The 24,548-nt window shown below is 63.2% G+C and carries 18 protein-coding genes; 10 read left to right on the top strand and 8 right to left on the bottom strand.

The genetic code is table 11. The features are described 5' to 3' along the window. Window positions 1-4: 4 nt before the first annotated feature. The 7 genes from OH764_RS11745 to OH764_RS11715 all read left to right on the top strand — a co-directional run bounded on the left by OH764_RS11745 (window position 5) and on the right by OH764_RS11715 (window position 10,008). Window positions 5-2,680: a type VI secretion system Vgr family protein gene (locus OH764_RS11745; protein WP_498846915.1), complete on the top strand. Its 2,676-nt coding sequence runs from the start codon at window positions 5-7 to the stop codon at window positions 2,678-2,680. 30 nt (window positions 2,681-2,710) lie between these two features. Then, window positions 2,711-3,886: a DUF2515 family protein gene (locus OH764_RS11740; protein WP_498846914.1), complete on the top strand. Its 1,176-nt coding sequence runs from the start codon at window positions 2,711-2,713 to the stop codon at window positions 3,884-3,886. Beyond that, window positions 3,883-4,797, top strand: coding sequence for a hypothetical protein (locus OH764_RS11735; RefSeq protein WP_498846913.1), 915 nt, complete (start codon window positions 3,883-3,885; stop codon window positions 4,795-4,797). The genes OH764_RS11740 and OH764_RS11735 overlap by 4 nt, the downstream gene beginning before the upstream one ends. Before the next feature lie 31 nt (window positions 4,798-4,828). After that, a complete protein-coding gene (locus tag OH764_RS11730) occupies window positions 4,829-5,089 on the top strand; it encodes a PAAR domain-containing protein (protein WP_498846912.1) in 261 nt (86 codons plus the stop codon). Window positions 5,090-5,426: 337 nt separating this feature from the next. Then, complete coding sequence (gene tssG, locus OH764_RS11725; protein WP_498846911.1) at window positions 5,427-6,509, top strand: type VI secretion system baseplate subunit TssG; 1,083 nt, start codon at window positions 5,427-5,429, stop codon at window positions 6,507-6,509. A gap of 329 nt (window positions 6,510-6,838) precedes the next feature. Beyond that, window positions 6,839-9,202: a UvrD-helicase domain-containing protein gene (locus OH764_RS11720; protein WP_020069494.1), complete on the top strand. Its 2,364-nt coding sequence runs from the start codon at window positions 6,839-6,841 to the stop codon at window positions 9,200-9,202. After that, entirely contained in the window at window positions 9,199-10,008 is an 810-nt protein-coding gene (locus OH764_RS11715) for a 5'-methylthioadenosine/S-adenosylhomocysteine nucleosidase (protein WP_498846910.1), read from the top strand. Before OH764_RS11720 ends, OH764_RS11715 begins: the two co-directional genes overlap by 4 nt. A gap of 28 nt (window positions 10,009-10,036) precedes the next feature. On the opposite strand, the gene OH764_RS11710 is transcribed toward OH764_RS11715, so the two are convergent. Together OH764_RS11710 and OH764_RS11705 are read right to left on the bottom strand one after the other, a co-directional pair. Beyond that, window positions 10,037-11,944, bottom strand: coding sequence for a propionate--CoA ligase (locus OH764_RS11710; RefSeq protein WP_498846909.1), 1,908 nt, complete (start codon window positions 11,942-11,944; stop codon window positions 10,037-10,039). Between the two features lie 200 nt (window positions 11,945-12,144). Beyond that, a complete protein-coding gene (locus tag OH764_RS11705; protein ID WP_498846908.1) occupies window positions 12,145-13,422 on the bottom strand; it encodes an MFS transporter in 1,278 nt (425 codons plus the stop codon). Between the two features lie 511 nt (window positions 13,423-13,933). Between OH764_RS11705 and OH764_RS11700 the strand changes: the two genes are divergently transcribed. Further along, window positions 13,934-15,616, top strand: a complete 1,683-nt coding sequence (locus OH764_RS11700) for a methyl-accepting chemotaxis protein (protein WP_498846907.1) — start codon at window positions 13,934-13,936, stop codon at window positions 15,614-15,616. Window positions 15,617-15,681: 65 nt separating this feature from the next. Here OH764_RS11700 and OH764_RS11695 read toward each other — a convergent pair whose 3' ends face one another. The 4 genes from OH764_RS11695 to OH764_RS11680 are packed head-to-tail and all read right to left on the bottom strand — an operon-like array spanning window position 15,682 to window position 20,632. Beyond that, entirely contained in the window at window positions 15,682-16,542 is an 861-nt protein-coding gene (locus OH764_RS11695; protein ID WP_288828315.1) for an efflux RND transporter periplasmic adaptor subunit, read from the bottom strand. A gap of 13 nt (window positions 16,543-16,555) precedes the next feature. After that, on the bottom strand, window positions 16,556-16,756 hold the full coding sequence (locus tag OH764_RS11690; protein ID WP_020069500.1) for a DUF1656 domain-containing protein: 201 nt from the start codon (window positions 16,754-16,756) through the stop codon (window positions 16,556-16,558). After that, the gene (locus OH764_RS11685) at window positions 16,746-18,956 is read right to left on the bottom strand and encodes an FUSC family protein (RefSeq protein WP_498846906.1); all 2,211 of its coding nucleotides are present in this window, start codon (window positions 18,954-18,956) and stop codon (window positions 16,746-16,748) included. The genes OH764_RS11690 and OH764_RS11685 overlap by 11 nt, the downstream gene beginning before the upstream one ends. Before the next feature lie 11 nt (window positions 18,957-18,967). Next, window positions 18,968-20,632: an outer membrane factor lipoprotein domain-containing protein gene (locus OH764_RS11680; RefSeq protein WP_498846905.1), complete on the bottom strand. Its 1,665-nt coding sequence runs from the start codon at window positions 20,630-20,632 to the stop codon at window positions 18,968-18,970. A 155-nt stretch (window positions 20,633-20,787) separates the two neighbouring features. Here OH764_RS11680 and OH764_RS11675 point away from each other — a divergent pair, with 155 nt between their 5' ends. Both OH764_RS11675 and OH764_RS11670 read left to right on the top strand, forming a co-directional pair. Beyond that, a complete protein-coding gene (locus tag OH764_RS11675) occupies window positions 20,788-21,726 on the top strand; it encodes a LysR family transcriptional regulator (RefSeq protein ID WP_498846904.1) in 939 nt (312 codons plus the stop codon). Window positions 21,727-21,943: 217 nt separating this feature from the next. Further along, on the top strand, window positions 21,944-22,102 hold the full coding sequence (locus tag OH764_RS11670; protein WP_020069504.1) for a hypothetical protein: 159 nt from the start codon (window positions 21,944-21,946) through the stop codon (window positions 22,100-22,102). A 68-nt stretch (window positions 22,103-22,170) separates the two neighbouring features. Here the strand turns inward: OH764_RS11670 and OH764_RS11665 are convergent, their stop codons facing one another. Next, window positions 22,171-22,989: a metallophosphoesterase family protein gene (locus OH764_RS11665; protein WP_498846903.1), complete on the bottom strand. Its 819-nt coding sequence runs from the start codon at window positions 22,987-22,989 to the stop codon at window positions 22,171-22,173. 67 nt (window positions 22,990-23,056) lie between these two features. Continuing rightward, window positions 23,057-24,481 carry an FAD-binding oxidoreductase gene (locus OH764_RS11660; protein WP_498846902.1) on the bottom strand — a complete coding sequence of 475 codons (1,425 nt, stop codon included), beginning with the start codon at window positions 24,479-24,481 and terminating at the stop codon, window positions 23,057-23,059. Window positions 24,482-24,548 lie beyond the last annotated feature (67 nt).

The raw sequence follows: 24,548 nt of genomic DNA, 5'->3' as shown, positions 1-24,548 counted from the left end.
ATTTATGTTATGGAATACCCAGGCCCGCACGCTTGAGGTGAGCTGCGAGGCGTTTCCGACCTACCGGGGCGAGCCGGTGTTCGTGGCCATGCGCCTGGCGGGCACGGAAAAACTCGGCCGTCTCTACGACTATGAGGTCGATGTCTCGACCATCGAGGCGGACGGCCTGTACATCAGCGAATTACACAAGCTGGTTGATGTCAACAAGCTGGTGGGCAAGCGCATGACGGTGCGCATCGCCATCGGAGGCAACGGCACCTGGCAGAACGGCCTGACACTGGACAGCGGCGTGAACTTCGGGGCCGACATCCGCGAGATCACGGGCGTGATCACCGAGGCAAGCTGCCTTGGAGCGGAAGCGCCGCGCCGCATGTTCTATCGCTTTCGCCTGCGGCCCGCGCTCTGGCTCACCAGCCTGAACCGCGAAAACCGCGCGTTCATGGACAAGGATGTCGTCGAGATCACGCGTGAGGTCCTGAAGAAGTATCCCATCGAGGTGCGCTACCGTCTCAGCGGCCCCGGTGGTCGAAATAGCTATTACCCGAAAAGGGACTACACCCGACAGTGGTTTGAATCTGACTGGAATTTTCTGGACAGACTATGGCAAGAATTCGGGGTGACATTTTTCCAGCAAGGCGACACCCTGGTGCTGTTCGACAACGCGAGCTGGAAGAAGCATGGCCCCGCGTACCGAACCATCCGGTATCTCGACCGGGGCGGCCAGCGCATTGACGAGGAGCATGTTCATACCCGGAAGCTCTCGCGGGCGCTGACCACCGGCCAGACGACGGTCACCGACTACGACTATATGCAGGGCGAGTCGCACCGCACGTACACGGTCAAGATGCATCGGGACGCCTCGCACGACAACGCCGAGGAGTACATCCAGGCCGACTATGCGCAGCCGCTGCAGGGGGCGACGGGTGTCAATGGCCAGCGCAACGACGAGCAGTATGAGGCTCGATTCCTGGCGCGGGTGCGCGTCGATGCGCACCGCTGCAAATCGATGCGCATCAAGGGGGAAGGCAACCTGCGCGGCCTGATGACGGGTTACTCGTTCTTCCTTGAAGGCTATCCGTACCAGTCGGCGAACGCCGAGTACGTGGTGACCGGCACGACAATCGAGATCGTGAACAACGATACGGTCACCCAGGGTGGCGGCCTGAAACGCCAGTACACGTGCAAGACGAAGTTCACGGCGCAGGACGCCAACGAGGTGTACCGCACGCCGCTGAAGGCGAAGAAGCCACGCGCGTTTGCGGAGACCGCCATCGTGTGCGGCTACGACAACTCGGTTGTGACCACGGACCCGCTCGCGCGGCTGCGCCTGTGGTTCACCTGGGTCCGCAAGGGCCAGCGCGACGGGCAGGCCACGTGCTGGGTGCCGCTCGCGCAGCCGTGGCAGGGCACGCGCCGTGGTGCGATCTGGATTCCGCGTGTGGACGACCACGTCCATGTGGGCTATTACAACTCGGACCCGGACCGCCCATTCATCCTGGCAAGCCATACGACGAACGATAACAAGACGCCGTGGGACCTGCCCGCGAACGAGGCGCTGTCGGGCTGGCGCAGCCAGGACATTGGCAGGAAAACCGGGTCTGCCTCGAACAGCGTTGTGACCGACGACACGCCCGGCAGGCTTCAGGTGCAGGTGACGAGTGACCATGCCAACTCGCGCTTCGTGGCGGGCTTCAACACACGCATTGATGGCAACAAGGGGCGCACGGAGGCGCGTGGGGAAGGCATCGAGGTGGCCACCGATGCACACGCGGTGATGCGGGCGAACAAGGGCACGCTGATCACGACAGAGTCGCGCTCAGGTGCAACCGGGCCCGCGCTGGATCGGGGGGAAACAGTCCAGCGCCTGGCCCAGGCAGCGGAGCAGCACGACGTGCTGGCCGCCGCAGCAGTTCAGGCGGGAGCGCAACAGTCGCAGGACCGGCACGAACTTGGCCAGCCGCTGAAGCAGCAGGCAACGGAAATTGGTCACACGGGAGACAACGGTCTCGGCGGGCCATCGAAGCCGCATCTCGTTCTGGCCTCCGCTGCCGATGTTGCAGCAACCGCGACCGCCAATACCCATCTGCATAGCGGCAAACATACCGCCCTGACGAGCGGCGAGCATACGAGCGTCAGCACGGGCGGCAACCTGTTCGCTTCGGCACGCAAGGCGATAAGGCTGTTTGCCTATCAACTCGGCATCCGCATCATCGCCTATGCCGAGGACATTAATATTTCCTCGCTGAAGAAGAACCTCAATCTGCTGGCGAAACTCGACATCACCCAGAGTGCCAACCGCATCACGATCAAGGCAACCGAAGAGGTGATGCTGCACGGTGGCGACAGCTATATCAGCCTGAGGAGCGGCAAGATTACCGTCGGCGGCAGTGTCTATGAGGTCAACGCCCAGGCGAAAAACCTGCCCCCGAAACCGATGGGGGTGAATGCGAATGGACTGCCCGATGTCCAGGCGAACGACCAGCTTTTTCGCGTGCTCTCGCCGACGGGCCAGCCGCTTCCCGGTGTGGACTACCAGATGATCGCCCAGTCAGCCGGTCATATCTTCAGGACAGACGAACTGGGACGCTCACCGGCACTGAACACCGTAGAGCAGGAAGGCGCAGCGTTCCAGTTGCACTGGGATGAATTTTCCGTCGCTCGGGGCGAGGTCAATGCGTAATTACGACATGGATCAGGGAACGAGAAAATTTTGGCAGAAAATCTGAAAGCGACCGGCACGACGAATCCCCGGCCCAATACGTGCGTCGACGCGAAGTGTAGTTGTGATGTTATCTGGTCGCTCGCGCAGCAGTTTGCGATGCGCCACCTCGTAACGCATGCGCCGGTCCACCAGCACATGCCCGACTACCGCGAGGGCGATCCGCATGTTTCGGGCACACAGGTTGAAAAGGGAGCGCCGGCGTTTGTCAGTGATCCTGAGGTACGCGCAAGACGCATCGCCGCAGCCTATGCGCGAGTGTTCCTTGAAGACTTCCATCTGGGTGACAAGAGCAAGATCGGCCGCTTCTATTGGCTTGGCTTGGGCGCGTTCGCGTCCAAGCAGGTTGCGGCCACGCTCGCGCTCTGGCGGGTGAAATATGGCGCACGGTGGTCCGATTTACGCGCAGGCCTGGGCCGTGGCAATCTCTGGCTCTTCAACGATGTTCTGCCATGGTTCTATGGCTATGCCGCTGGAGCCGACACCTTCGATATGTGTGCGCAGTCCCGCGACAGCAGGAATTTTGTTGATCAGGTTGCGACCAACTTCTCCCGGCAAAAGAGCCATGCGGAATCAATCGACAAGGTTCCGTACGAGATTGATGGCGACACAGGGAACAAGAAGGCAAAGCTCGGTTATCTCAAGTGTACGCCGCTGGTTCGGGACGGGTTTCGAAATGTATCAAAATGGGAAAGTGCGCCAGAAGGAAAGCGAGCAGACATCGCGTTCAACCATCTCCTTGCCATCGCGCAGCACGAACAAGGTGAAGTCCTCCAGCGCCTGATCTACGATGATCCGTCTTTCCAGTGGTGGCTCAACGGCCAGAGAGCGGCACTGGCGACTTCCGACGATACAGCAATCAATGCTTCGGTAGACAGAATGCAATATGGCCTCTCGGACGGTTCCGATATTGCGCTGTCGCCCGTTGTTCGAGCCTTGGTGCCGGGTCTTCAACTGGTACTTACTGACGAGGACACCACAAACAACGTGGTATTCCGATCCGACGCGCCCGACCGGCTGGTGCTGCAGGATTACCAGAAGCGGATGGGCTGGATTAACGATGCTGCAACGAAGTATCACCGACTGATGCAAGGCGACTACCGGCAAACGATGCTCGACTACCTCTCAAACATCCGCAACTGGGGCGATATGCCGGACAACTCATGAGGACAATCCTTGCTGCAGTGCTTGCTATCGGGGCATTTTTGTTTGCCGTTCTGATGGTTGCGCATCACTGGAGTCCCCCTCCATCCTTTTCTAACGGTCACGAGATGTCCCAATTACCTACGCTTATCCGGCTTGGCAACCCACAAAGCTCTGACCTCAATGGTCCCGGCTCATCCGTCGACAATCATCCCACAGGCGCGAAGTTTTACCAGCGTGACTGGCAAAGAGGCGACCTTGGCACGGTGCAGTTCGTGAATGGGAATCACAGTTTCGTGATCGATAACGTCCTGTCGATGATCGGCTTCGCGGCCGAAAACGTACCGGAGGGAATCTACGAGTGGAGCATTAATTTTGGCGTGAGTCCCGAGCAGGCTGATACGCACGAAGCGGCGCGTGATCGGGTCATGAAGTTGCTCGCTCAGCTTCGCTCCCTTGGATGGAAGCGCTATATCGACTCATCTGATCCGCGTCTCTCTGGAAAACAGGCTTGGATTTATGCCGCGTCAGATGCGGTAGATTGGGAATACTCTCTCGATTCAGCTTATATACCTAGCCTGGATGAGTGGATTAAGGCCAAGGGGAGATATCCCAAGTGGATCTTCTATGGCGCTGGGTCATATCTGAAAGTTACCTTTATGGAAAACAATATGGGTGGCTTCGTTGGCAAGAGCACGTACCTGCTAACCGTAGATGTAAAGAGCGAATATGCCTTCTATGGTCTAGGGTATTTCCCGGGCAATGCAGAGAAAATCCACAACTGGAAGGCACTATTGCCCGCAGAACTGGAGAAGTACCACGCCATGAGGCTCAAGACGGAAGCGGCACTGAGGGCACAAGGCTACGCCATCGACACGACTTACCAGGACCCGCCCATTAAGGCGCTGCAGTCGTCCAGTGCATCCGTAAACTGAGGGGGAGGTCGTGGCGATGGAACGAGCGGACATGAATGGCAAGAAGCAGATCGTAGTGGGCGACACGACAAGCCACGGCGGTAAGGTTGTTTCGGGCAGCCCGTCTTCGACCTGGGGGCCTTCGGAAATTCCTATCGCGCGTAAGGGTGACAAGGTGACCTGCCCGAAGTGCGCACCTCATATGTTCGAGATTGCCGAGGGCTACGATGGAAGCCTTGATTTCGGCTCGCCTATCGCAGTAGAGGGGCACAAGACCACATGCGGCGCAACGTTGATCCCTAGCGAGCAATGACGCAGCGGGAAGCGAAATTGCATCCTGTACCTCGGCGTCCCCGCGCTGCAAGACAATCACGCCACGCGCGGGTGCAGCTTGATTTCAAGCATCGAATGATCCACCTGGTGACTCATCCATGCCTGGAGGAGTGCTGATGTCAGGTGTCCGGCTTGCGCGGACGAAGGGTCTGCGCTTGAGCATCGGGGACATGCGCGCGATGCCGCTATGCGACGGACCGGATATCCTGGTCAATCCGTTCGCCAGCACCTCCGGGCTGCGGTGCCCGGCTGGCGGCCCGGCGCCTGCCAGTCATCTGCTGCATTAGCCGTGCGCTTCACTCTCATGAGATGACCTGATGAAGTCTGAACAACCGGATACGGCTTCGGCCGTACCGCCGCTTTCTCAAGCGCTGATCGCGCACGTGGAAGCCGAGCCGTGGCGTTACGGGTTTATTGCGCTCATGCGCCGGATCAATGCGAACCCGGCCATCGATCCGGTCGGCACGGCTGCACTGACTACCACCGAGACATTCAGGCTCGGCCAGAAGCCGAGCCTGGTCTTCGCGCCACGCGAAATTGCGGATGCCACGCTCAAGGACGGCAGGCTTCGCATCCGGCTCTTTGGTCTCGGCATGCTCGGCCCCAACGGTCCGCTACCTATCCACGTCACGGAGATTGCACGCGAGCGTGAGGAAAGCCGTCGCGATCCAACACTCTGCAACTTCCTCGACATCTTCCATCACCGCTCTCTCTCGCTGATGTTTCGCGCATGGAAGTGGTCGCAGTCGGCGGCGAGCCTCGACCGGGCCGACGACGATCACTTTTCCCTTTACGTGGCCTCGCTGCTGGGGGATGGGGGGCGGCGCGAGCGGCGCTTTCCGCTGGCCTCCCATGCACGCCTGTCGGCCGCGCCACACCTGATACGCCAGTCGCGCAATCCTGACGGCCTGCGTGCCACGCTGGCGCACTACTTTGGCGTGCCGGTGGAGATAAAGGAGTTTGGACTGCACTGGATGGCCATTGGGCCGGGTCGCGAGAGCCGTCTGGGTGGAGAGCGGATGTCGTCCTGCATGGCGATGGGCGCGACCCTCGGGCAGGTGGTCCCTGACCGCAGGCACCGTTTCTGTCTCGTGCTTGGGCCGCTCGATTCGGAACAGTATCAGCGCTTTACACCGCGGGGCGCCGACTTGCTCAAGCTCATCGAGTTCGTTTGGACCTTTGTCGGCCGCGAGTATTCCTGGGAGCTTGAGCTGTTGCTCAAGCCGGAAAGCGCGACACCCTCGGTCATGGGCGGCTCTCAGCAGCTCGGCTGGTCGAGCTGGCTGGGCCAGTCACCTCAGTGGAAGCCCATCGCCGGGATGCGCTTCGAGCCGGAAAACTACGTGCGCCAGCTGCGGCAGAAAGTGAAAGCCCGGGCCTCAGGCGACATGCCCGCGTAGCGCTCGACCGTTCTTTGAGTTCAACATCGCTGACCTCCTGTCGGGTACCCCAATTAGCCAGCCGGACTGGTGCGTGTCATCGCTCTTCGGCTCGACTCGCGGGATGCCCGTATCCAGGACGGACATCTGGTGCCCGAACTGGATGTCGAAGACGAAGAAGGGGAAACGCGAACGCTGTGATGTGGAAGGCCGAAAAGGGACCAAAAGAAAGAGCTGCTGCAAGCAAAGGAAACCGCCGCCGCCGGCAGCACGAACCCACCGAGGGCGCAAAAAATCCCTTCCCCCTCGCGGGCATATAATGACGAACACCCCGCCGTCCCTCCGAAAAAATGCCCGATCTGCTAGCCAATCTCAACCCCGAACAACACGCCGCCGTCACGCTCCCCAACGAGCCCGCGCTCATTCTCGCCGGCGCGGGCAGCGGCAAAACCCGCGTGCTCATCACGCGCATTGCGTGGCTCATCCAGCACGGGCTTGCGTCGCCCGCCACCATTCTGGCCGTGACCTTCACCAACAAGGCAGCGCGCGAAATGATGTCGCGCCTGTCGGCGCTTTTGCCGATCGACACACGCGGTATGTGGATCGGCACCTTTCACGGCCTGTGCAACCGCATGCTGCGCGCGCATCATCGCGATGCCGGCTTGCCCGCCACCTTCCAGATTCTCGATACCGCCGACCAGTTGTCCGCGATCAAGCGTCTGATGAAGGGCCTGAACATCGACGACGAAAAATACCCGGCAAAGAACCTCCAGTACTTCATCAACAACGCGAAGGAACAAGGACTGCGCCCGAAAGACGTCGACGCCACCGACAATTTCAACCGCAAATTCGTCGAACTGTACGAAGCGTATGACCAGCAGTGTCAGCGCGAAGGCGTCGTCGACTTCCCGGAACTGCTGCTGCGCTGCTATGAACTGCTCGCGCACAATCCGCCGCTGCGTGCGCATTATCAGGCGCGCTTCAAGCACATTCTCGTCGACGAGTTTCAGGACACGAACAAGCTGCAATACGCGTGGCTGAAGCTGCTCGCGGGTCAGACCAATTCGATCTTCGCGGTCGGCGACGACGACCAGTCGATCTACGCGTTTCGCGGCGCCAACGTCGGCAATATGCGTGATTTCGAACACGAATTCAATGTCCGGCATCTGATCAAGCTGGAGCAGAACTACCGCTCGCACGGTCATATTCTCGACGCGGCCAATCAGTTGATCGCGAACAATTCGCGGCGTCTCGGCAAGAATCTGCGCACCGACGCCGGTCATGGTGAACCGGTCCGTGTTTATGAATCCGCGACGGATTCGCAGGAAGCCGGCTGGATTGTCGAGGAAATCAAGGCGCTGATCAGCACCGGCACGTCGCGCAGCGAAATCGCGATTCTCTACCGCAGCAATGCGCAGTCGCGCACGATCGAGCACACGCTCGTCAATGCGGGCATCGCGTATCGCGTGTATGGCGGCCTGCGCTTTTTCGAGCGCCAGGAAGTCAAGCACGCGCTCGCGTACCTGCGTCTGATCGACAATCCGAACGACGACACAGCGTTCGCGCGCGTCGTCAATTTCCCCACGCGCGGCATCGGCGCACGCTCGATCGAACAACTCGCGGACGCGGCGCGACTGTATAACTGCTCGATGGCCGCGGCGATCCCGTATGTCGCCGGCAAGGCGGGCTCCAGTCTTGCGAGCTTCGCGAACCTGATCGGCAAGATGCGCGCGGAAACGCAGCAGATGAGCTTGCCGGAAACCGTCGAGTACGTTGTCCGTGCAAGCGGCCTCGCGGACTTCTATCAGAACGAGCGCGAAGGTCAGGACCGGCTCGAGAACTTGCAGGAACTCGTCAACGCGGCCGCCGCGTTCGTCAGCGAAGAGGGCTACGGCATGGACACGCCCGCGCGCTCCATTCCGCTGCGTCCGGGCGCCACCGCCGCGCCCGAACTGGCAGTCGCGACCGACGACCCGAACACCGTAGTGCTCGACGCGCCCGGCATCGCCGATCCCGCGCAAAACCCGGACACGATGACGCCGCTCGCCGGCTTTCTGTCGCACGCGTCGCTCGAAGCGGGCGACAACCAGGCGCAAGCCGGCCAGGAAGCCGTGCAACTCATGACGGTGCACGCGGCCAAGGGCCTCGAATTCACGGCCGTGTTCATTACGGGTCTCGAAGAGGGGCTCTTTCCGCACGAGAACAGCGCAATGGAGTCGGACGGACTGGAGGAAGAGCGCCGTCTGATGTATGTCGCCATCACGCGCGCGAAGGAGCGCCTGTACTTGTCTTTCGCGCAAAGCCGGATGCTGCACGGCCAGACGCGCTACAACATTCGCTCGCGTTTCTTCGACGAATTGCCGCAGGAAACGCTCAAGTGGCTGACGCCGAAAGTCGAGGCGGGCGCGCGCTGGGGCGGCCGCTCGGACAATGCCGGTTATGGACGAGACTGGTTCGCCCGGCCCGACCGCCAGCAGGGGTACGGCGGCGGGGCGTCCACGGCAGCCGCGCCGTTGCCGGCGTTCGCTAACGAGCAACGTGCGGCGGAGGCGGGCTTCCGCGTCGGCCAGCAGGTGTTTCACACCAAGTTCGGCGAAGGCACGATCACCGCGCTGGAAGGCGGCGGGGCCGACGCGAAGGCGCAAGTCAAGTTCAAGCGCCACGGCGAGAAGTGGCTCGCGCTCGCGGTCGCCAAACTGCAGGCGGTCGAATGAGCGCCGCAAGTCAGGGCCGTGACGCAGCGCTGGCCGCGTCGTCGTCGAAGAGACCGCTCGGCATACTCGCGGCCTTGCCCCAAGAACTCGGCGACCTGATCGAGGCGATGCGCGCGGAATCCGGCGTGCGCACCGTCACGCACGGCCGGCGCGACTATCACGTCGGCACCGTCCATGGCGCGCCGTGCGTCGTGACGCTCGCGCGCGTCGGCAAGGTCGCGGCGGCGGCAACGGTCAGCGCATTGATCCATGCATTCGACGTCGATGCTGTCGTATTCACCGGCGTCGCCGGCGGAGTCGGCGCGGAGGTGCGAGTTGGCGACATCGTCGTTGCCAATGCGTTGTTGCAACACGATCTGGACGCGTCGCCGCTCTTTCCGCGTTTCGAAGTGCCGTTGCTAGAAATGTCGCGCTTTACCGCCGATGCCACGTTGGCCGCGCAACTCGCCGCCGCGTGTGAGCGTTTTGTCGCGGAAGAAGGCGCTGCGTCGGCGGCGCGTTTCGGCACGATGCGGCCGCGCGTGCATCGCGGGCTGATTATCAGCGGCGATCAGTTCGTGGCGAGCGCGGCGGGCGTCAAGGCTTTGCGCGAGGCCTTGCCGGACGCGCTCGCCGTCGAGATGGAAGGCGCCGCGATCGCGCAGGTCTGTCACGAATACGGCGTGCCGTGCGCGGTCGTGCGCACTATCTCGGATACCGCTGACGATCACGCGCCGGCGTCGTTTGTGTCGTTTCTCACCGAGATCGCGGGCGCTTATTCAAACGCGATCCTCACGCGCTTTCTGCTAGCGCGCAGCGCGGGTTGAGGCGAAGCGGGCCGACGGAAACCCGGCCTTACTCGTTGCGCGCCGACTCGCTCAGCCCCTCGCGCACCTGCTGCAACGCGGCCGGATCTTCGATAGTCGGGAGTTCGCCCGGCTCGCGCCCTTCTGCGAGTGCGGCGATAGCCCGGCGCAACAACTTGCCTGAGCGCGTCTTCGGCAGCATCGAAACGATCACCACGCGCGACGGCCGTGCAATCGCGCCGAGTTGGCGGTCGACCGTCGCCGCGAGTTCCGCCTCCAGCTTCGTGCGCGCATCGACATCCGCGTGAGCCTGAGCGTCGCGCAGCACGACGAAAGCCATCGCCGCCTGACCCTTCAACGGGTCGGCGACGCCGACCACCGCGACTTCCGCGACCGCCGCGTGACTCGACAACGCTTCCTCGATCTCGCGCGTGCCGAGCCGGTGCCCCGCGACGTTGATCACGTCGTCGGTGCGGCCGAGGATCGTCACGTAACCGTCTTCGTCCTGAATGCCCCAGTCGAAGGTCGAATAAACCTGCTGGTCCGGAAAGCTCGACCAGTACGTGCTGATAAAGCGCTTGTCGTCCCCCCAGACCGTCGACATGCAGCCCGGCGGCAACGGGTAATTCAGCGTCAGCACGCCTTTTTCGCCGGGCGGGCACGGCTCGCCCGTCAGCTCATTGCGCAGGGTCAAATTGAATCCGGCCGACGGTACACCCGGCGAGCCGAGCTTCGTCGGCAGCGCTTCGACGCCGCGCGGAATCGCTAGCATCGGCCAGCCGGTTTCCGTTTGCCAGTAGTTGTCGATCACCGGCTTGCCGAGCGCGCCGGCAATCCATGAAGCGGTCGGTTCGTCGAGCGGCTCGCCGGCAAGGAACAGCGTGCGCAGGCTCGACAGGTCGGCGCTTTCAAGCAGCGCCGGGTCCTGTTTCTTCAGCACGCGCAACGCGGTCGGCGCGGTGAACATTAGATTGATCTTGTGCTGTTCGACGAGGCGCCACCAGATGCCGCCGTCCGGGCGGATCGGCGTGCCTTCGTACATCACCGTGGTCAGCCCCGCGATCAGCGGCGCGTAGACGATATAGCTGTGGCCGACCACCCAGCCGACATCCGACGCGGTGAACATCGTGTCGCCAGCCTTTCCTTCGAAGATGTATTCCATCGACGCCGCCAGCGCCACCGCGTAGCCGCCCACATCGCGTTGCACGCCTTTGGGCTTGCCGGTCGTACCTGACGTGTACAGCACATACGAAGGCTCGTTCGATTCCAGCCATTCGCAGGGCACGTGCGCGTCGAAGAACTGCTCGCGCAGCGGTTCGTAATCGACCAGATAAGTTGCGTTGAGCCGCTCCGGCGCGAGCTGGCGGTCGATCAGCAGCACGCGCGCCGTCTTGTGCGTTGCGCGCGCAATTGCTTCGTCGACGAGCGGCGTGTAGTCGATCACCTTGCCGCCGCGCGCGCCGGCGTCGGCGGTCACGATCAGCACCGGCTTGGCGTCGTCGATGCGCGCGGCCAGGTTGGGCGCGGCGAACCCGCCGAACACGACCGAGTGGATCGCGCCGAGCCGCGCGCAGGCGAGCATGGCGAAGAGCGCTTCGGGGATCATCGGCAGATAGAGCAGCACGACGTCGCCGCGCTTCACGCCAAGCGAGCGCATGACTGCGGCCATCCGGTTGATTTCGGCGTACAACTCGGCGTACGTGTAGCGCCGCTCGATGCCGGTTTCCGTCGACACATACACCAGTGCATTTTGCTGCGCGCGGTCGACAAGGTGCCGGTCTACCGCGTTATGACAGAGGTTCGTGCGCCCGCCGACGAACCACCGCGCGAACGGCGGATTCGAGCGGTCGAGCACGGTGTCGAACGGCGTTTCCCAATGAATGCGCCGCGCCTCGTCGCGCCAGAATGCCTCGGGGTTCTCGATCGAACGGCGGTGGAAGTCGCGGTAGCGGGTCATCTGCGGCGATCCTTCGGATGCTGGGTGGCGAACAGGTGGAGAGGCCGTGCGCTGCGGCCATGTTGGGCGGCGCCGAAGCGAGGCGTGTGGCACAAGCATAGAGTACGCGCGGCTCGCCGGACAACGGGGGTTCACCATGAGCGGCGCGCGCAAAAGAAAAAGGCGCCGCAGCGCCTTTTTTCATCCGTCGACAGCAGGCTTTACGCCTTCGCGCGCTTGCCTTCCACGTCCGGCAGAAACACCGTCAGCACGCCGATCAACGGCAGGAACGAGCAAACTTTGTACACGTACCCAATGCTGGTGGCATCGGCCAGTTCACCCAGCACCGCCGCGCCGATACCACCCATGCCGAACGCGAAGCCGAAGAAGAGCCCGGCGACCATGCCGACCTTGCCGGGTATGAGCTCCTGCGCGTACACGAGAATCGCGGAGAACGCCGAGGCCAGCACGACACCGATAATCACCGTCAGCACGCCGGTCCAGAACAGATTTGCGTAGGGCAGCAGCAGCGTGAACGGCGCGACGCCGAGAATCGACACCCAGATTACATATTTGCGGCCGATCCGGTCGCCGATCGGACCGCCGATCACCGTGCCCGCGGCGACTGCGGCGAGGAACACGAACAGATGAATCTGCGCGGCCTGCACCGGCAAATGGAAGCGGTCGATCAGATAGAACGTGAAATAGCTGTTGATGCTCGCGAGGTAGAAATACTTCGAGAAGACCAGCAGGATCAGCACGCCCATTGCGAACATCACCTGGTTGCGCGACAGCGTCGCATGACCGGTCTGTCTGCGCGCCTTCTTGACCGACGGATGCTGCTTGTACCAGCGCCCGATCTGCGTCAGCACGACGATCGCGACGAGCGCCGCCACCGAAAACCACGCGATGCTGCGCTGGCCGTGCGGAATCACGATCAGCGCGGCAAGCAGCGGTCCGAGCGACGAACCCGCATTGCCGCCCACCTGGAAGAGCGATTGCGCAAGTCCGTGACGGCCGCCCGACGCCATGCGCGCGACCCGCGACGACTCAGGATGAAACACCGACGAGCCGCAGCCGACGAGCGCCGCCGCCACCAGCAATACGCCGAAATTGGGCGCCATCGACATGAGCAGCAGGCCGGCCAGCGTGAAGCCCATGCCGACGGGCAGCGAGTACGGCTTCGGATGCTTGTCGGTATAGATGCCGACGAGCGGTTGCAGCAGCGACGCGGTGATCTGATAGGTCAGCGTGATCAGACCGATCTGACCGAACGACAGCGAGAAGTTGTCCTTCAGCATCGGGTAGATGGCGAGAATCAACGACTGGATCATGTCGTTGAGCAGGTGCGAAAAACTGATCGCGCCGAGCACGGAATAAACCGTGCGCTGCACGGTCGCGGCCGGCTGCGCGGTCGAGCCCGTCGAGTTGGGAGTGGCGGTGGCGCCGGTTACGGCTGACGCGCCGGCAAGTGCGCGTTTATCGAGGCTGGTTTCCATACGCTTGGACAGAGGAAGAGAAAGGGGCAATTCCTGGCTGGCGATAGATCGCGATCGTCGTACTACTACGCCGCGCTTTGTCTGGGTTCGTCGTTTCGGCATTTCGACGGGGCGTCGCGGGCGGCCAGCTATTTGTCGCAGTTTAATGTGGCTCGACTGAATTGTAAGGACAAGTTTTGTCGAGAATGAGACATCAGGCTCGGCGTTCTTGGCGCTCCGACGCGCAGCGATGGGGCGTTCCACGCACCGTCGCAGTGCCCGGTCGCAAGCGGCCGGCACGCCGGTAAGCGTCTGGCAAGCGTGCCGATAAAAGCGCTACGGGGATTTTTGGCCATGTATAAACGGGCGCGGACGCGCGCTCACAAAGCTGCGCGTCGAGGACCGGGCGATCACGATCGGCTTTTTACGAACCGCACTAAAGATCGCGGACGTCGATGCCGTAGACCCGGAGAGATAAGAAGCAATGCCGGAACAGACCTTTGCGGCAGTTCTAAACGTGGGGACGGGGAATATGAAAGCAGTTTCGTTGGGCAGCCGGACAGGCGCGGGCTTTGTTCCGGATGGAAAAGCGGCGGCGTCGCCGTCGCGCGGAAAGGGTGGAAACGGCGGCCGCTCGCGGGCGGTGAGCCTGAAGGGGCTGTCGGTCAAGACGATGTTGCGCCTCGCGTTCGCCGTGCTGCTGATCGGCACGCTGGCGATCGGCGTATTTTCCCTCACCCAGATCAGCCGCCTGAATGCGTCGGCCCAATCCATTTACGATCAAGGCCACGTTGCGAGCCGCGCTGCGGAAGAAGCCCGCGGCCACATGTTGCGCGCGAGCCGCGCGCAAAAAATGCTGTTGACGGCGACAACTGCTAAAGAACGCGACGAACTGGGCGCCGACATCGACAAGGGCTTGAACGGCCTTTCCACCGAGCTGGGCACGCTGCAACAGTACGTCGACAAATCCGACGCGAAGGCCGTCGAGCATCAGAAGAAATTTTCCGCCGCTGTGACGGTGTGGAGCGCGCATCTGCGCGACTTCGTGACGCTGGTGAAGGCGCAGCCGCTCGACCTGTCGCAGATGAACTGGCAGGTCGGCACGCAGGACGTGTCGCTGCTGGTCGAAACCGGCAAGCTCGAAAAACTCGTCGACGAAATGGTCACGGAGCGCGGCACGGCCGCGAAGGCGACGATCGACGCCTCCCGTTTCATTTACCAGTCGTCGTTCGTCATGCTCGCCGTCATGACGATCGGGCTGATCGTGCTGGCCGCCGGCATCAGCGAGTGGGTCGTGCGGCGTCTCGCGCGCCAGCTCGGCGGCGAGCCGGCATACGCGAAGGAGATCGCGAGCCGGATCGCGGCGGGCGATCTGTCGAACCACATCACGCTGGGACGCAAGGACAAGTCGAGCGTGCTGTACGCGCTCTCCGACATGCAAAGCGGTCTCGCGACGACCGTATCGGACATTGCATCGAGCGCGGACGCGATTGCGACCGCTTCGGGCGAAATTTCGATGGGCAACCTCGACTTGTCGCAGCGCACCGAGCAGCAGGCGATGGCGCTCGAGCGTACCGCGACCAGCATGGAGCAGCTGACGTCGACGGTCCGGCAAAACGCCGACAACGCGAAGCAGGCGAGCACGCTTGCGAATAACGCGTCGGAAATCGCGGAGAAAGGTGGCGAAGTGGTGAGCCGCGTCGTCGCGACGATGAACGAGATCAACGACAGCGCGCGTAGCATCGGCGACATCATCGGCGTAATCGAAGGGATCGCGTTTCAGACGAATATTCTGGCGCTGAATGCGGCAGTGGAGGCAGCGCGAGCCGGCGAGGAAGGCCGCGGGTTTTCGGTGGTCGCAGCCGAAGTGCGCAACCTGGCGCAGAGGAGCGCCGCTGCGGCGAAGGAGATCAAAGAGCTGATCAGCACGTCGGTCGAGCGCGTGAGCAACGGTTCGACGCTTGCCCAGGACGCGGGGCAAACCATGGACGAAGTCGTCAAGGCGGTGAAGCGCGTGACCGACATCATGGGCGAGATTTCGGCGGCTTCTTCCGAGCAGAGCGCAGGTATCGAGGAAATCAATCTCGCCGTCGCGCAGATGGATTCGGGCACGCAGCAAAACGCGGCGCTCGTCGAACAGGCCACTGCCGCAGCACGATCGCTCGACGATCAGGCTCACGGCCTGAAGCAGATGGTGGGCAAGTTCAGGTTGTGAGGCCCAGGACAGGTTAAGCGGATCGATGCGACAGCGCGCCCGGCACGAACCGGGCGCTGCGCCGCTCAACTCTGCTTGACCACCACCGTGCAAGTAATGCCCGCCGCGAGCACCACACCGTCAGGCACCGAATCGATCCTCACGCGCACCGGCACGCGCTGCGCGAGCCTGACCCAGTTGAATGTCGGGTTCACATCGGCGAGCAATTCGCGGCTTTGCGGATTGTCCCGGTCGTAAATGCCGCGCGAGATGCTCTCCACATGGCCCTCGAGCGTGCCGCCGCTCATCAGCCGGACCTCAGCCTTGTCGCCGATATGCACGTGCGGCAGCTTGGTTTCCTCGAAGTAGCCATAGACCCAGAACGAGTGACTGTCGACAATGGCGAGCTTCGCCGCGCCGGCTGTCGCATAGTCGCCGCGAAACACGTTCAGATTCGTCACGTAGCCGTCGACCGGCGACACAACCCGTGTGCGCGCCAGATTGAGCTTCGCGGCATCTAGCGCGGCGAGCGCCTGCTGATAGGCAGCCTCGGCGGCCGACGCCGTATGCGTCGCGTTTTCCTGGTTTTCTTTCGACACCACGAGCGAATCCATATCCGCGCGGCGTTTTGCGTCGTCGCGCCTCATCTGCAATTCCGCCTTGCGCGCGGCCACTGCGGCCTGTGCCTGTTCGACGGCGATCTCATAGTGCGACGGATCGATCTGCATGAGCAGATCGCCTTTTCTCACCATTTGATTGTCCTTCACCGGCAGATCGACGACGGCGCCTGAAACGTCCGGCGCGACGTTCACGATCTCGGCGCGCACGCGTCCGTCGCGCGTCCACGGTTCGTCCATGTAGTGAACCCACAGCACGCGTCCCAGCAGGACCGCGACGATAAAGATTATGGCTGTCGCGACGAAGCCAACAAGATTTCGAATGGTCATGTTTCGACTCTGATCAACGGTAAACGGCGAGGCCCAGCACGCCGCACACACACACGAGCAGGCTGGCCCGGAATAAGGACGGGTGCCACACGACGCGATACACGCCCGTGTAGGCGATGACGCGATCCAGCACCCAGGTGAGCACGGCGCCCGCAATGAACAGCAGAACGATCGTCGGCACGTAGGCGTCGAAAACAGCAATGTCACGCGGCATGCGGAACTCCTTCTGACGTGTCGGCTCGTGCGCTCATCAACGGTTCGAGCGGAGATTGCGGATCGAGCAACGCGGTACGAATGAAATGCAACTGACTCAGAATGCGCTGCAACTGATGACGCTCTTCGCGCGGCGGCCCGAACTCGGCAAGCAGCAACTGGACGGCGCGGATCGCGTTTGCGGTGGCGGCGAGTGCGCGCTCGAACCGCTCCGCACGCGGCCGCTCGAACAGAGCGCTCAGCGCATCGCACACTGCATGCAGCGAGACCCGCCACGGCATCGTCTTCGCATAGCGCGGGTTGGCGGGCAGCATGGCCACTTCGCGTCGCAGGTCGATGACCGCGTTGCCCACTTCGAGCACCGAGAAGAGCCAGCGCAACGTGTCGCGTCTCGCCGACGCGTCGTCCTGTGCGAGCGCGTTGATCTGGAACATCAGATCGCGCGCGCCGCTCTCGAAGCGTGAGCGCACGCGACCGAGGCGTGCGCGGCTCGCCACCGCGACCTGGCGCCGCAAGTCCACGAGCAGCCGGTTGCGCAGCCACGGCGTGGACGGCGGCAGCAGCACGGCGAACGCGACCGACGACACCAGCATCGACAGCACGAGCGCCATCGCATCGTTGATAAAGGCGCTCGGGTCGTAATGCATCACGTTGTCCGGACCGGCGAGAAAGCAGAAGAAGATGCAGTAGCCGACGCCGTAGCCGGCGAGCGCGGGCCGCGTGGTCATGAAAACGCCGAACAGAAGGAACGGCGCGAGCGCCGCGCACAGCAGCGGAAATCCGTCGATTCGCGGAAACACGCCGTACACCGCCAGCATGCCCATCACCGAGGCGACGAGCGTGCCCCCCGCCATCTGGAACACGGTGCGTTTCGGATTCGGGGACGACGAAGCCAGCGCGCAAACGGTCGCTGCATTCAGCGTCAACGTCAAGCCGCTCGGCCACGCGGTGGCTATCCAGAACGCGCCGAGCACCATCATCACGAGAGCCGCGCGCAGGCCCGCGACGCCTGCGGCGATCGCGTTCGTCTTGGGCTGGTAACGCTCGACCCAGCGCTCGCGCTCATGTGTGTCGACGGCAAGCGACGCGTAAGTGGCGGCATATGCGTGCAGATCGTCGATAAAGCGGTACAGGAGTTCCGCGCCCGTGTCGAAATCGAGCAGCGGCGCATTGGGATGCGCTTCGAGCGCGGCGCGGGTCGCGCGCACGCGGCGCGGCAATTCGGCCTTGTACGCGTCGAGTTGCGCGGCGGCGTGAGCAGCGTCGGCCGCGCTCAACACGGGTTCGCCGGACTTCGCGAGCAACGGTGCGATTTCCTTGAAATACGGCTCGAGCGCGTCGATGGCGATGACGGCGCCGTGCGTGCCGGCGTCGCGCAGTCGGTTCATCAACTGATGCAGCGCGTGAAAGCGCGTCGATGCGGTCATGAACTCGCTGTTCAGCCGCGCGAGACGGCCGCCGCGCATCCGCGAATCCGGTCCTTCGAACACGGCGACACTGCGCGCCGCCTCGAACCCGACGATGTCCGCGACGAAGCGCGCGTTGGTCGCTTCGATCTGCGCGCGGTCATTGCGGCCGGCGAGCGACGCGGACACGTATTCGACGAACGCGGAAAAACGCGCTCGCACCGTGCCGCGCATCTGCAAGCCGGTGAACTGCGGGAAGACGAGGCCGCTCACCGCGCCCGCGCAGACGATGCCCAGAACGACTTCGGCGACGCGCGTGAGCGCGCTCAGAAATGCGCCGTCGGGATGTTGCGAAGCGGGGATGCCGATCAGCGCGGCCGTGTATCCGGCGAGCACGAATCCGTAGGACCTGAAGTTGCGGTTACGCGCGGCGCCCGCTGTGCAGATGCCGACCCAGATCGCCGTCGTGACGATGAACATCTCCGGCTGTTGCGCGAACAGTCCGAGCAACGCAAGCGTCACGACGAGGCCAACGAGCGTGCCGCAAATCCGATAGAAGCTTTTCGCGAACACCATGCCGCTTTGAGGCTGCATCACGATGAAGACGGTGGTCATCGCGGTGCGCGGTTGGGGCAGATCGAGTTTCATTGCGATACCGAGCGCGAGGAAGCACGCGGCGAGCGCCTTGAACAGATAGATCCACGTGAGGCCGTCGGTGCGCGCCCAGTCGGCGGCGGCCGAGTACCACGCGGCAAACGACGAAGCCCGCGGAGCGGATGAAGAGGAGGCTGACATCGCGGGCTTCCTTATTCGGTAGCCGACGCGGCGTTGCCGGTGTCTGCATGGCTGGCCGCCGCCGCGCGCTTCTGCGTAATGCTCGCTGCGGGGTCTGCGCTGCGCTCGCCTGCCGTGCTTGTCGCGGCTGGCGCAACCGCCGCTTTCGCGGCAGTCGCGTTCGACGGTTGCACGGCAGCTTTGCCCTTGCCCTTACCGTGCTCCGGCAGGGTCTGGTCCGCTTGCGGACCGTTGGCCGGATCGTCGAGCCCGCCGCCCAGAGCCGTGACCAGCGATGCATGCACGCCGAGCCGCTCGGCCTGAATCCTGGCCACACCTTCCTGAGCGCGAAGCAACTGATTCTGCGCGATCAGCACGTTGAGGTAATCGGTCAAACCGCGTCGATAACCCTCACGCGAGAGGTCGTAGTTTTTGCGCGCAGCGGCGACCGAACGGTCGGCGTCTTGCGCCTGGGTCGCGAGCGAACGCATGCGGATGACTTGGTCTGAGATGTCCTTCAGCGCGCCGACGATCGACTGGTTGTAGCGCCCCACCGCCTCGTCGTAATCGGCCGACGCTGCGCCGAGCTGCGAGCGCAGCCGGCCGCCGTCGAAAATCGGCAGCGACAGCGCCGGTCCGGCGCTCCAGCTGTGCGAAGGACTCTTCAGGAACTGGAACAGCGGCCCCATTGCCGCATAGCCTCCGATCGACGCGAGCAGGTCGATATCCGGATAGAACTCGGCTTTCGCGACGTCGATGCCGCGCGCCTGTGCCGCGACTGTCCAGCGCGCGGCGACCACGTCCGGCCGATGCCCGATCAATTCCGCGGGCAGGGCGCTCGGCAAGCCGGCAGGCGCGCTGAGCGACAGCACCGGCCGCTGGATCGAGTCGCCCGCGCCGGGACCCTTGCCGGCCAGCGCGGCGAGTTGATTGCGGCTCAACGCGATGTTTTCTTCGATCGAGTCGATCTGGCGTTCGTATTCCGGCAGCGGCGTTTCGGCCTGGCTTACTTCGAGCTGCGTGCCGATGCCGCCTTTCAGGCGCCGGCGGGCCAGGTCGGCGATTTGCTGCTCTTGCTGCAAGGTAGCGCGAGCGATGTCGAGGAGCGCGTAATTCAGCGACATCTCGATGTAAGTGCGCACCACGTTGGCCTGGAGTTCGAGTTGGGCGGCGCGGGCATCGGCGGCGCTGGCGTGCGCGGCGTCGAGAGCGCGCTCGGCAGCGTTCTTGTCCTTGCCCCACAGATCGAGGTGATAGGACAGCGCGAGCGTGCCGGTGTTGTTCCATGACTGCTCGCCCGCGAGCGGCCCGGGACCGTAGTACAGGTTGTCGGCCCACTTCTGGCGCTGGATCGACAGATGGCCGTTCACTTGCGGCGACATTGCCGAGCGCGCGACGCCCGCCATCGACATGGCTTGTCGCACGCGTGCCTGAGCGGCGGCGAGACTCGGATTGTTCGCCTGTGCGGCCTCGATCCATGCGTCGAGTTGGGGGTCGTTGTAGGCGCGCCACCAGTCGGCGGCAGGCCATTGCGCATCGGCGTTCGCCGCGCGAATGGCGTTGCCGGCGTCGAGGGACGCCGCGTCTGTGCGGCTCGCTTGGGGGGCGATGCCTCCGGTATTTGCGCAGCCGGCGATTGTTAATAGGATCGTAAGAACCGCGGCTGCGGTGATCCTTGTTGGTACCGGAGACTGCACGATTTCCTCCAAAAGTCGCTATAGAAGCAAGTTGCCAATTATATTTTTGGATCGATTGGGGAATAACCGGTAAAAATGCAAGGCATTCTTACGGACGTTGAGATAATCGCTCTTGCAAACCATGTAACAATCGCTGCGGATTCTCAAGGAAAGGTATGGATACGCTTCAAAACATGCGCGTATTTGTCCGCGTCGTCGAAGCGGGCAGTTTCACGGGTGCCGCGCAGCACCTGAATACGACGACTGCATATGCGTCGCGCGCGGTGTCCGATCTGGAAGCGCATCTGCGCACGCGCCTGTTGAACCGCACCACGCGCCGCATTGCGTTGACCGAGGCCGGCGAGCGTTATCTGCAGCGCTGCGAGCAGATTCTTGCGTATGTCGATCAGGCTGAGGCCGAGGCGAGCGACGCGCACGCGCGTCCGTCCGGCAAGCTGAAAGTCCACGCAATGACGAGCTTCGGCCAGCACTACGTCGTGCCGGCCGTGGGCCGCTATCAGGAACGGTATCCGGAAGTGCATATCGAGCTGACGCTCGCGCAGCGCATGCCGGATCTGCTCGACGAAGGCTTCGACGTGTCGCTTACGCTCGCGACCGGCTTGCCCGATTCGGGACTGGTGTCACAGCGGCTCGGCAGCGCGTTCAGCATTACGTGCGCGTCGCCGGCCTATCTGGAGAAGCACGGGGTGCCGCAAACTCCCGGCGACCTCGCGCGCCACACGTGCCTGCAGATGGTCACGCCGGTGTTTCCGCCCGACAAGTGGACCTTCGACGGCCCGAACGGCGAGGAAACCGTTACGCTCGGCCCGGCCACTTTCCAGGTGAACGTGGCGGAGGCAATGGCTGTCGCGGTGGCGAGCGGCATGGGCGTCGGGCTGATTCCGATCTACTCGGCAATCAGCGGTTTGCGGAACGGCTCGCTGGTGTGGTTGCTGCCGGAGTACACATCGCAGGAAATGAATCTCTATGCGCTGTATCCGTCGCGCCAATATCTGGACGCCAAGATCCGAACATGGATCGAGCATCTGCGCGAGGAGCTTCCGGCGACGCTTGCGGTCGATCAGGAGGAGTTGCGGCAGTTTGCGCGGACGTGACGTCGGCGCCGCATTGGCGCCCCATCTGCGCCGGCAGCGCTCGCTGCGTCCGCGGCACTCAGATAACGCCCTGTTACATGGACGCCGCGCCGCAACATTTCCTTACTTCTGGGCGGAAATCGATTTGATACCGTGTCGATGACGCTGCTGCTCGAGCCGGCACGTTCATTTCGCCGCCACGATTCGGCAATCGCAATCACTGAAGGACGAGGGTTCCATGGATACGCACCTGATGATCGGCGTGGCCGTCATGTTTGGACTAATCGGCATTGCCGCATCTCGCGATCTGCTGCGCCGCCTGCGCGAACAGCAGCCGCAACTTGTACCCATCAAGATCGAGCGTCCGGAAACGCGCAAGCAGCGAGGCGGGCGGTAATCGTTCAAGCGTGCGTTCGGGCGTGCGGCCATGGTCGCGCGAGCTGAACCGCGGCCTCTGACGCCGGGCTATATCTCGACGACCTTGTCCCACGCAAATTGTGGATTTTCCCACTGCCCGGTGCGCCGGTCGAAATAGCCTCTCGGATTGCAAACCACGCGCGTGCCGTTGACCGTGTAGTCGAACGGCGTGTGCGTGTGCCCGTGAATCCATAGTGCGACCGGCGTACGGACGAGCTCCGGCAAATGGTTGACGAATCCGGCGGACACGCGGTCTTGAGCGTAGCGCTCGGCAAGACTCAACCGATGCGGCGCGTGATGCGTGACCACGATCGTCTGGCCGGCAAATGGTTTTGCGAGTTCGTGCTCGAGCCATGCGCGCGCCTGGCGATGCAGCGCGAGCGAGTCGCCGGGCGTGAAGTCGCGCGCTGAGTCCTCGGCATATTCCTGCGAATTTTGCGGCCAGTTCATCTGGATCAGTCCGCGAAAGTCGAGCATGGCGCGCCGCGACGCCTCTATCGATTCTTCAAGCGCTGCGCTGTCTGCGCCGAACAGCGCAAAATCCGTCCACAACGTCGTGCCCAGCACGCGCCAGCGGCCCTGCGGATCGACGAGCGCGGCGTTGTTCAGCACGTGCACGTTGTCGACCTGCGCGGCGGCATCGTGAAGTGCGCTTTCCAACGCTCCGAACTCGCCGTCGTAGTACTCGTGATTGCCGGGCACGTAGACCACGGGCACCGCGCCGTCGAAAGCCTGTGCGGCCCAGCGCGGCCCAGCCGCATGATTATGGATGTCTCCGGCCAGCACGACGAGATCCGCCTGCGCGTGCGGAATCAGTTCAGGCTCGTCGTTCTCCAGATGCAGGTCGGACAGCACGCGAATTTTCACGGATAGGGCTCCTGCGAGTGACCCGCATCGACATGCGCGGGCCAGGCTTCGGCGTGAAGTTTCAGCTTTAGTTCGAGCGTAGCACCTTGCCCGGGTTCATCAGGTTCAGCGGATCAAGCGCGCGTTTGACTGCTCGCATCAATTGGACCTCGACGTCCGGCTTGTAGTGCATCGCCTCGTCGATTTTCAGCTGACCGAGCCCGTGTTCCGCGCTGATGCTGCCGCGATGCCGATGCACGCTGTCATACACCACGCGATTGATCGGGCTCTGGTACTGATCGAGGAACGCCTTCGCGTCGACACCCTCCGGCGCCTGCACGTTGTAGTGCAGGTTGCCGTCGCCGAGATGGCCGAATGTCACCATGCGGGCGCCCGGCGCTGCCTGCTCGATCGCCGCGTCGGTTTCTTCGATGAAGTGACCGATGCGCGAAATCGGCACGGCAATGTCGTGCTTGATGTTCAGCCCTTCCTCGGCCTGCGCGAGCGGAATATGTTCGCGCAAATTCCAGAACGCGCGCGATTGCGCGAGACTCTCCGCGACCACCGCGTCTTGCACCATGCCGTCTTCGAGCGCCTGTTCCATCAGACGCTCGAACAGTGCACGCGCGTGCTCCTCGCTTTCGCTGTCCGACAATTCCAGCAGCACGATTTGCGCGTGCGGTTCCGCGAACGGATAGCGCATCTGCTCAAAGTGCCGGCCAACGAGCCGCAGGCAGAAATCCGACATGAGTTCGAAACCGGTCAGAAGCGGCCCGGCGACGCTTTGTGTGAGCGACAGGAAGTCGAGTGCGGCATGCGGCGACGCAAGCGCGGCGAGTGCCGTTACACGTGCGGCAGGCCGTGGATGCAGCTTCAACACGGCTGCGGTGATGATGCCGAGTGTGCCCTCCGCGCCGATGAACAGATCGCGCAGATCGTAGCCGGTGTTGTCCTTGCGCAGTCCGCGCAGGCCGTCCCACAACTCGCCTTGCGGCGTGACCACTTCGAGGCCGAGGCACAACTCGCGCGTGTTGCCGTAGCGCAGAACGCCGGTGCCGCCCGCGTTGGTCGCAAGATTGCCGCCGATTGTGCAACTGCCCTCGGCGGCGAGGCTCAACGGGAAGAGACGTCCGGCTTCTTCCGCGCGCTTTTGCACTTCCGCGAGGATCACGCCCGCTTCGACGGTAATCGTGTTGTTGTGCGGGTCGATGTCGCGGACGCGGTTCAGACGCCGCAAGCTGACGACCGCCTGCGCACCGCTCGAATCGGGCGTGGCGCCGCCGGCGAGACCCGTGTTGCCCCCTTGCGGCACTACTGCGATCCCGTGTTCGACGGCCAGTTTGACGAGCGCGGCGACTTCATCGGGCGTGGCCGGGCAGAGCACTGCGCAGGCCGCGCCGGTGTAGCGGCGACGCCAGTCGGTGAGGTAGGGCGCCATGTCGTGTGCGTCGGTCAACACATGGGCGGCGCCGATGGCGTCGCGGCAGGCAGTGAGGAAGGCGGTTTGGGTCATGTCGGTCGATCAGCGGGGTTGGACTGCGTGATGTGGCGCGTGACGTTCATATGTCCGCGGAGGCGCG

Origin of the sequence: Burkholderia sp. M6-3 (genome assembly GCF_050858985.1) — a bacterium.
Classification (GTDB): Bacteria; Pseudomonadota; Gammaproteobacteria; order Burkholderiales; family Burkholderiaceae; genus Paraburkholderia; species Paraburkholderia caledonica.
The sequence above is the reverse complement of the archived record's forward strand: the minus strand, read 5'-3'. Positions and strand labels throughout refer to the sequence as shown.

What these genes read in the sequence shown, in the direction of transcription:
- tssG (WP_498846911.1), top strand. Translation starts at nt 5,427, where the DNA reads ATGAAGTCTGAACAACCGGATACGGCTTCGGCCGTACCGCCGCTTTCT.
- OH764_RS11705 (WP_498846908.1), bottom strand. Translation starts at nt 13,422, where the DNA reads ATGGAAACCAGCCTCGATAAACGCGCACTTGCCGGCGCGTCAGCCGTA.
- OH764_RS11730 (WP_498846912.1), top strand. Translation starts at nt 4,829, where the DNA reads ATGAATGGCAAGAAGCAGATCGTAGTGGGCGACACGACAAGCCACGGC.
- OH764_RS11690 (WP_020069500.1), bottom strand. Translation starts at nt 16,756, where the DNA reads ATGCCGCGTGACATTGCTGTTTTCGACGCCTACGTGCCGACGATCGTT.
- OH764_RS11715 (WP_498846910.1), top strand. Translation starts at nt 9,199, where the DNA reads ATGAGCGCCGCAAGTCAGGGCCGTGACGCAGCGCTGGCCGCGTCGTCG.
- OH764_RS11720 (WP_020069494.1), top strand. Translation starts at nt 6,839, where the DNA reads ATGCCCGATCTGCTAGCCAATCTCAACCCCGAACAACACGCCGCCGTC.
- OH764_RS11695 (WP_288828315.1), bottom strand. Translation starts at nt 16,542, where the DNA reads ATGACCATTCGAAATCTTGTTGGCTTCGTCGCGACAGCCATAATCTTT.
- OH764_RS11685 (WP_498846906.1), bottom strand. Translation starts at nt 18,956, where the DNA reads ATGTCAGCCTCCTCTTCATCCGCTCCGCGGGCTTCGTCGTTTGCCGCG.
- OH764_RS11670 (WP_020069504.1), top strand. Translation starts at nt 21,944, where the DNA reads ATGGATACGCACCTGATGATCGGCGTGGCCGTCATGTTTGGACTAATC.
- OH764_RS11675 (WP_498846904.1), top strand. Translation starts at nt 20,788, where the DNA reads ATGGATACGCTTCAAAACATGCGCGTATTTGTCCGCGTCGTCGAAGCG.
- OH764_RS11735 (WP_498846913.1), top strand. Translation starts at nt 3,883, where the DNA reads ATGAGGACAATCCTTGCTGCAGTGCTTGCTATCGGGGCATTTTTGTTT.
- OH764_RS11700 (WP_498846907.1), top strand. Translation starts at nt 13,934, where the DNA reads ATGAAAGCAGTTTCGTTGGGCAGCCGGACAGGCGCGGGCTTTGTTCCG.
- OH764_RS11745 (WP_498846915.1), top strand. Translation starts at nt 5, where the DNA reads ATGTTATGGAATACCCAGGCCCGCACGCTTGAGGTGAGCTGCGAGGCG.
- OH764_RS11660 (WP_498846902.1), bottom strand. Translation starts at nt 24,481, where the DNA reads ATGACCCAAACCGCCTTCCTCACTGCCTGCCGCGACGCCATCGGCGCC.
- OH764_RS11710 (WP_498846909.1), bottom strand. Translation starts at nt 11,944, where the DNA reads ATGACCCGCTACCGCGACTTCCACCGCCGTTCGATCGAGAACCCCGAG.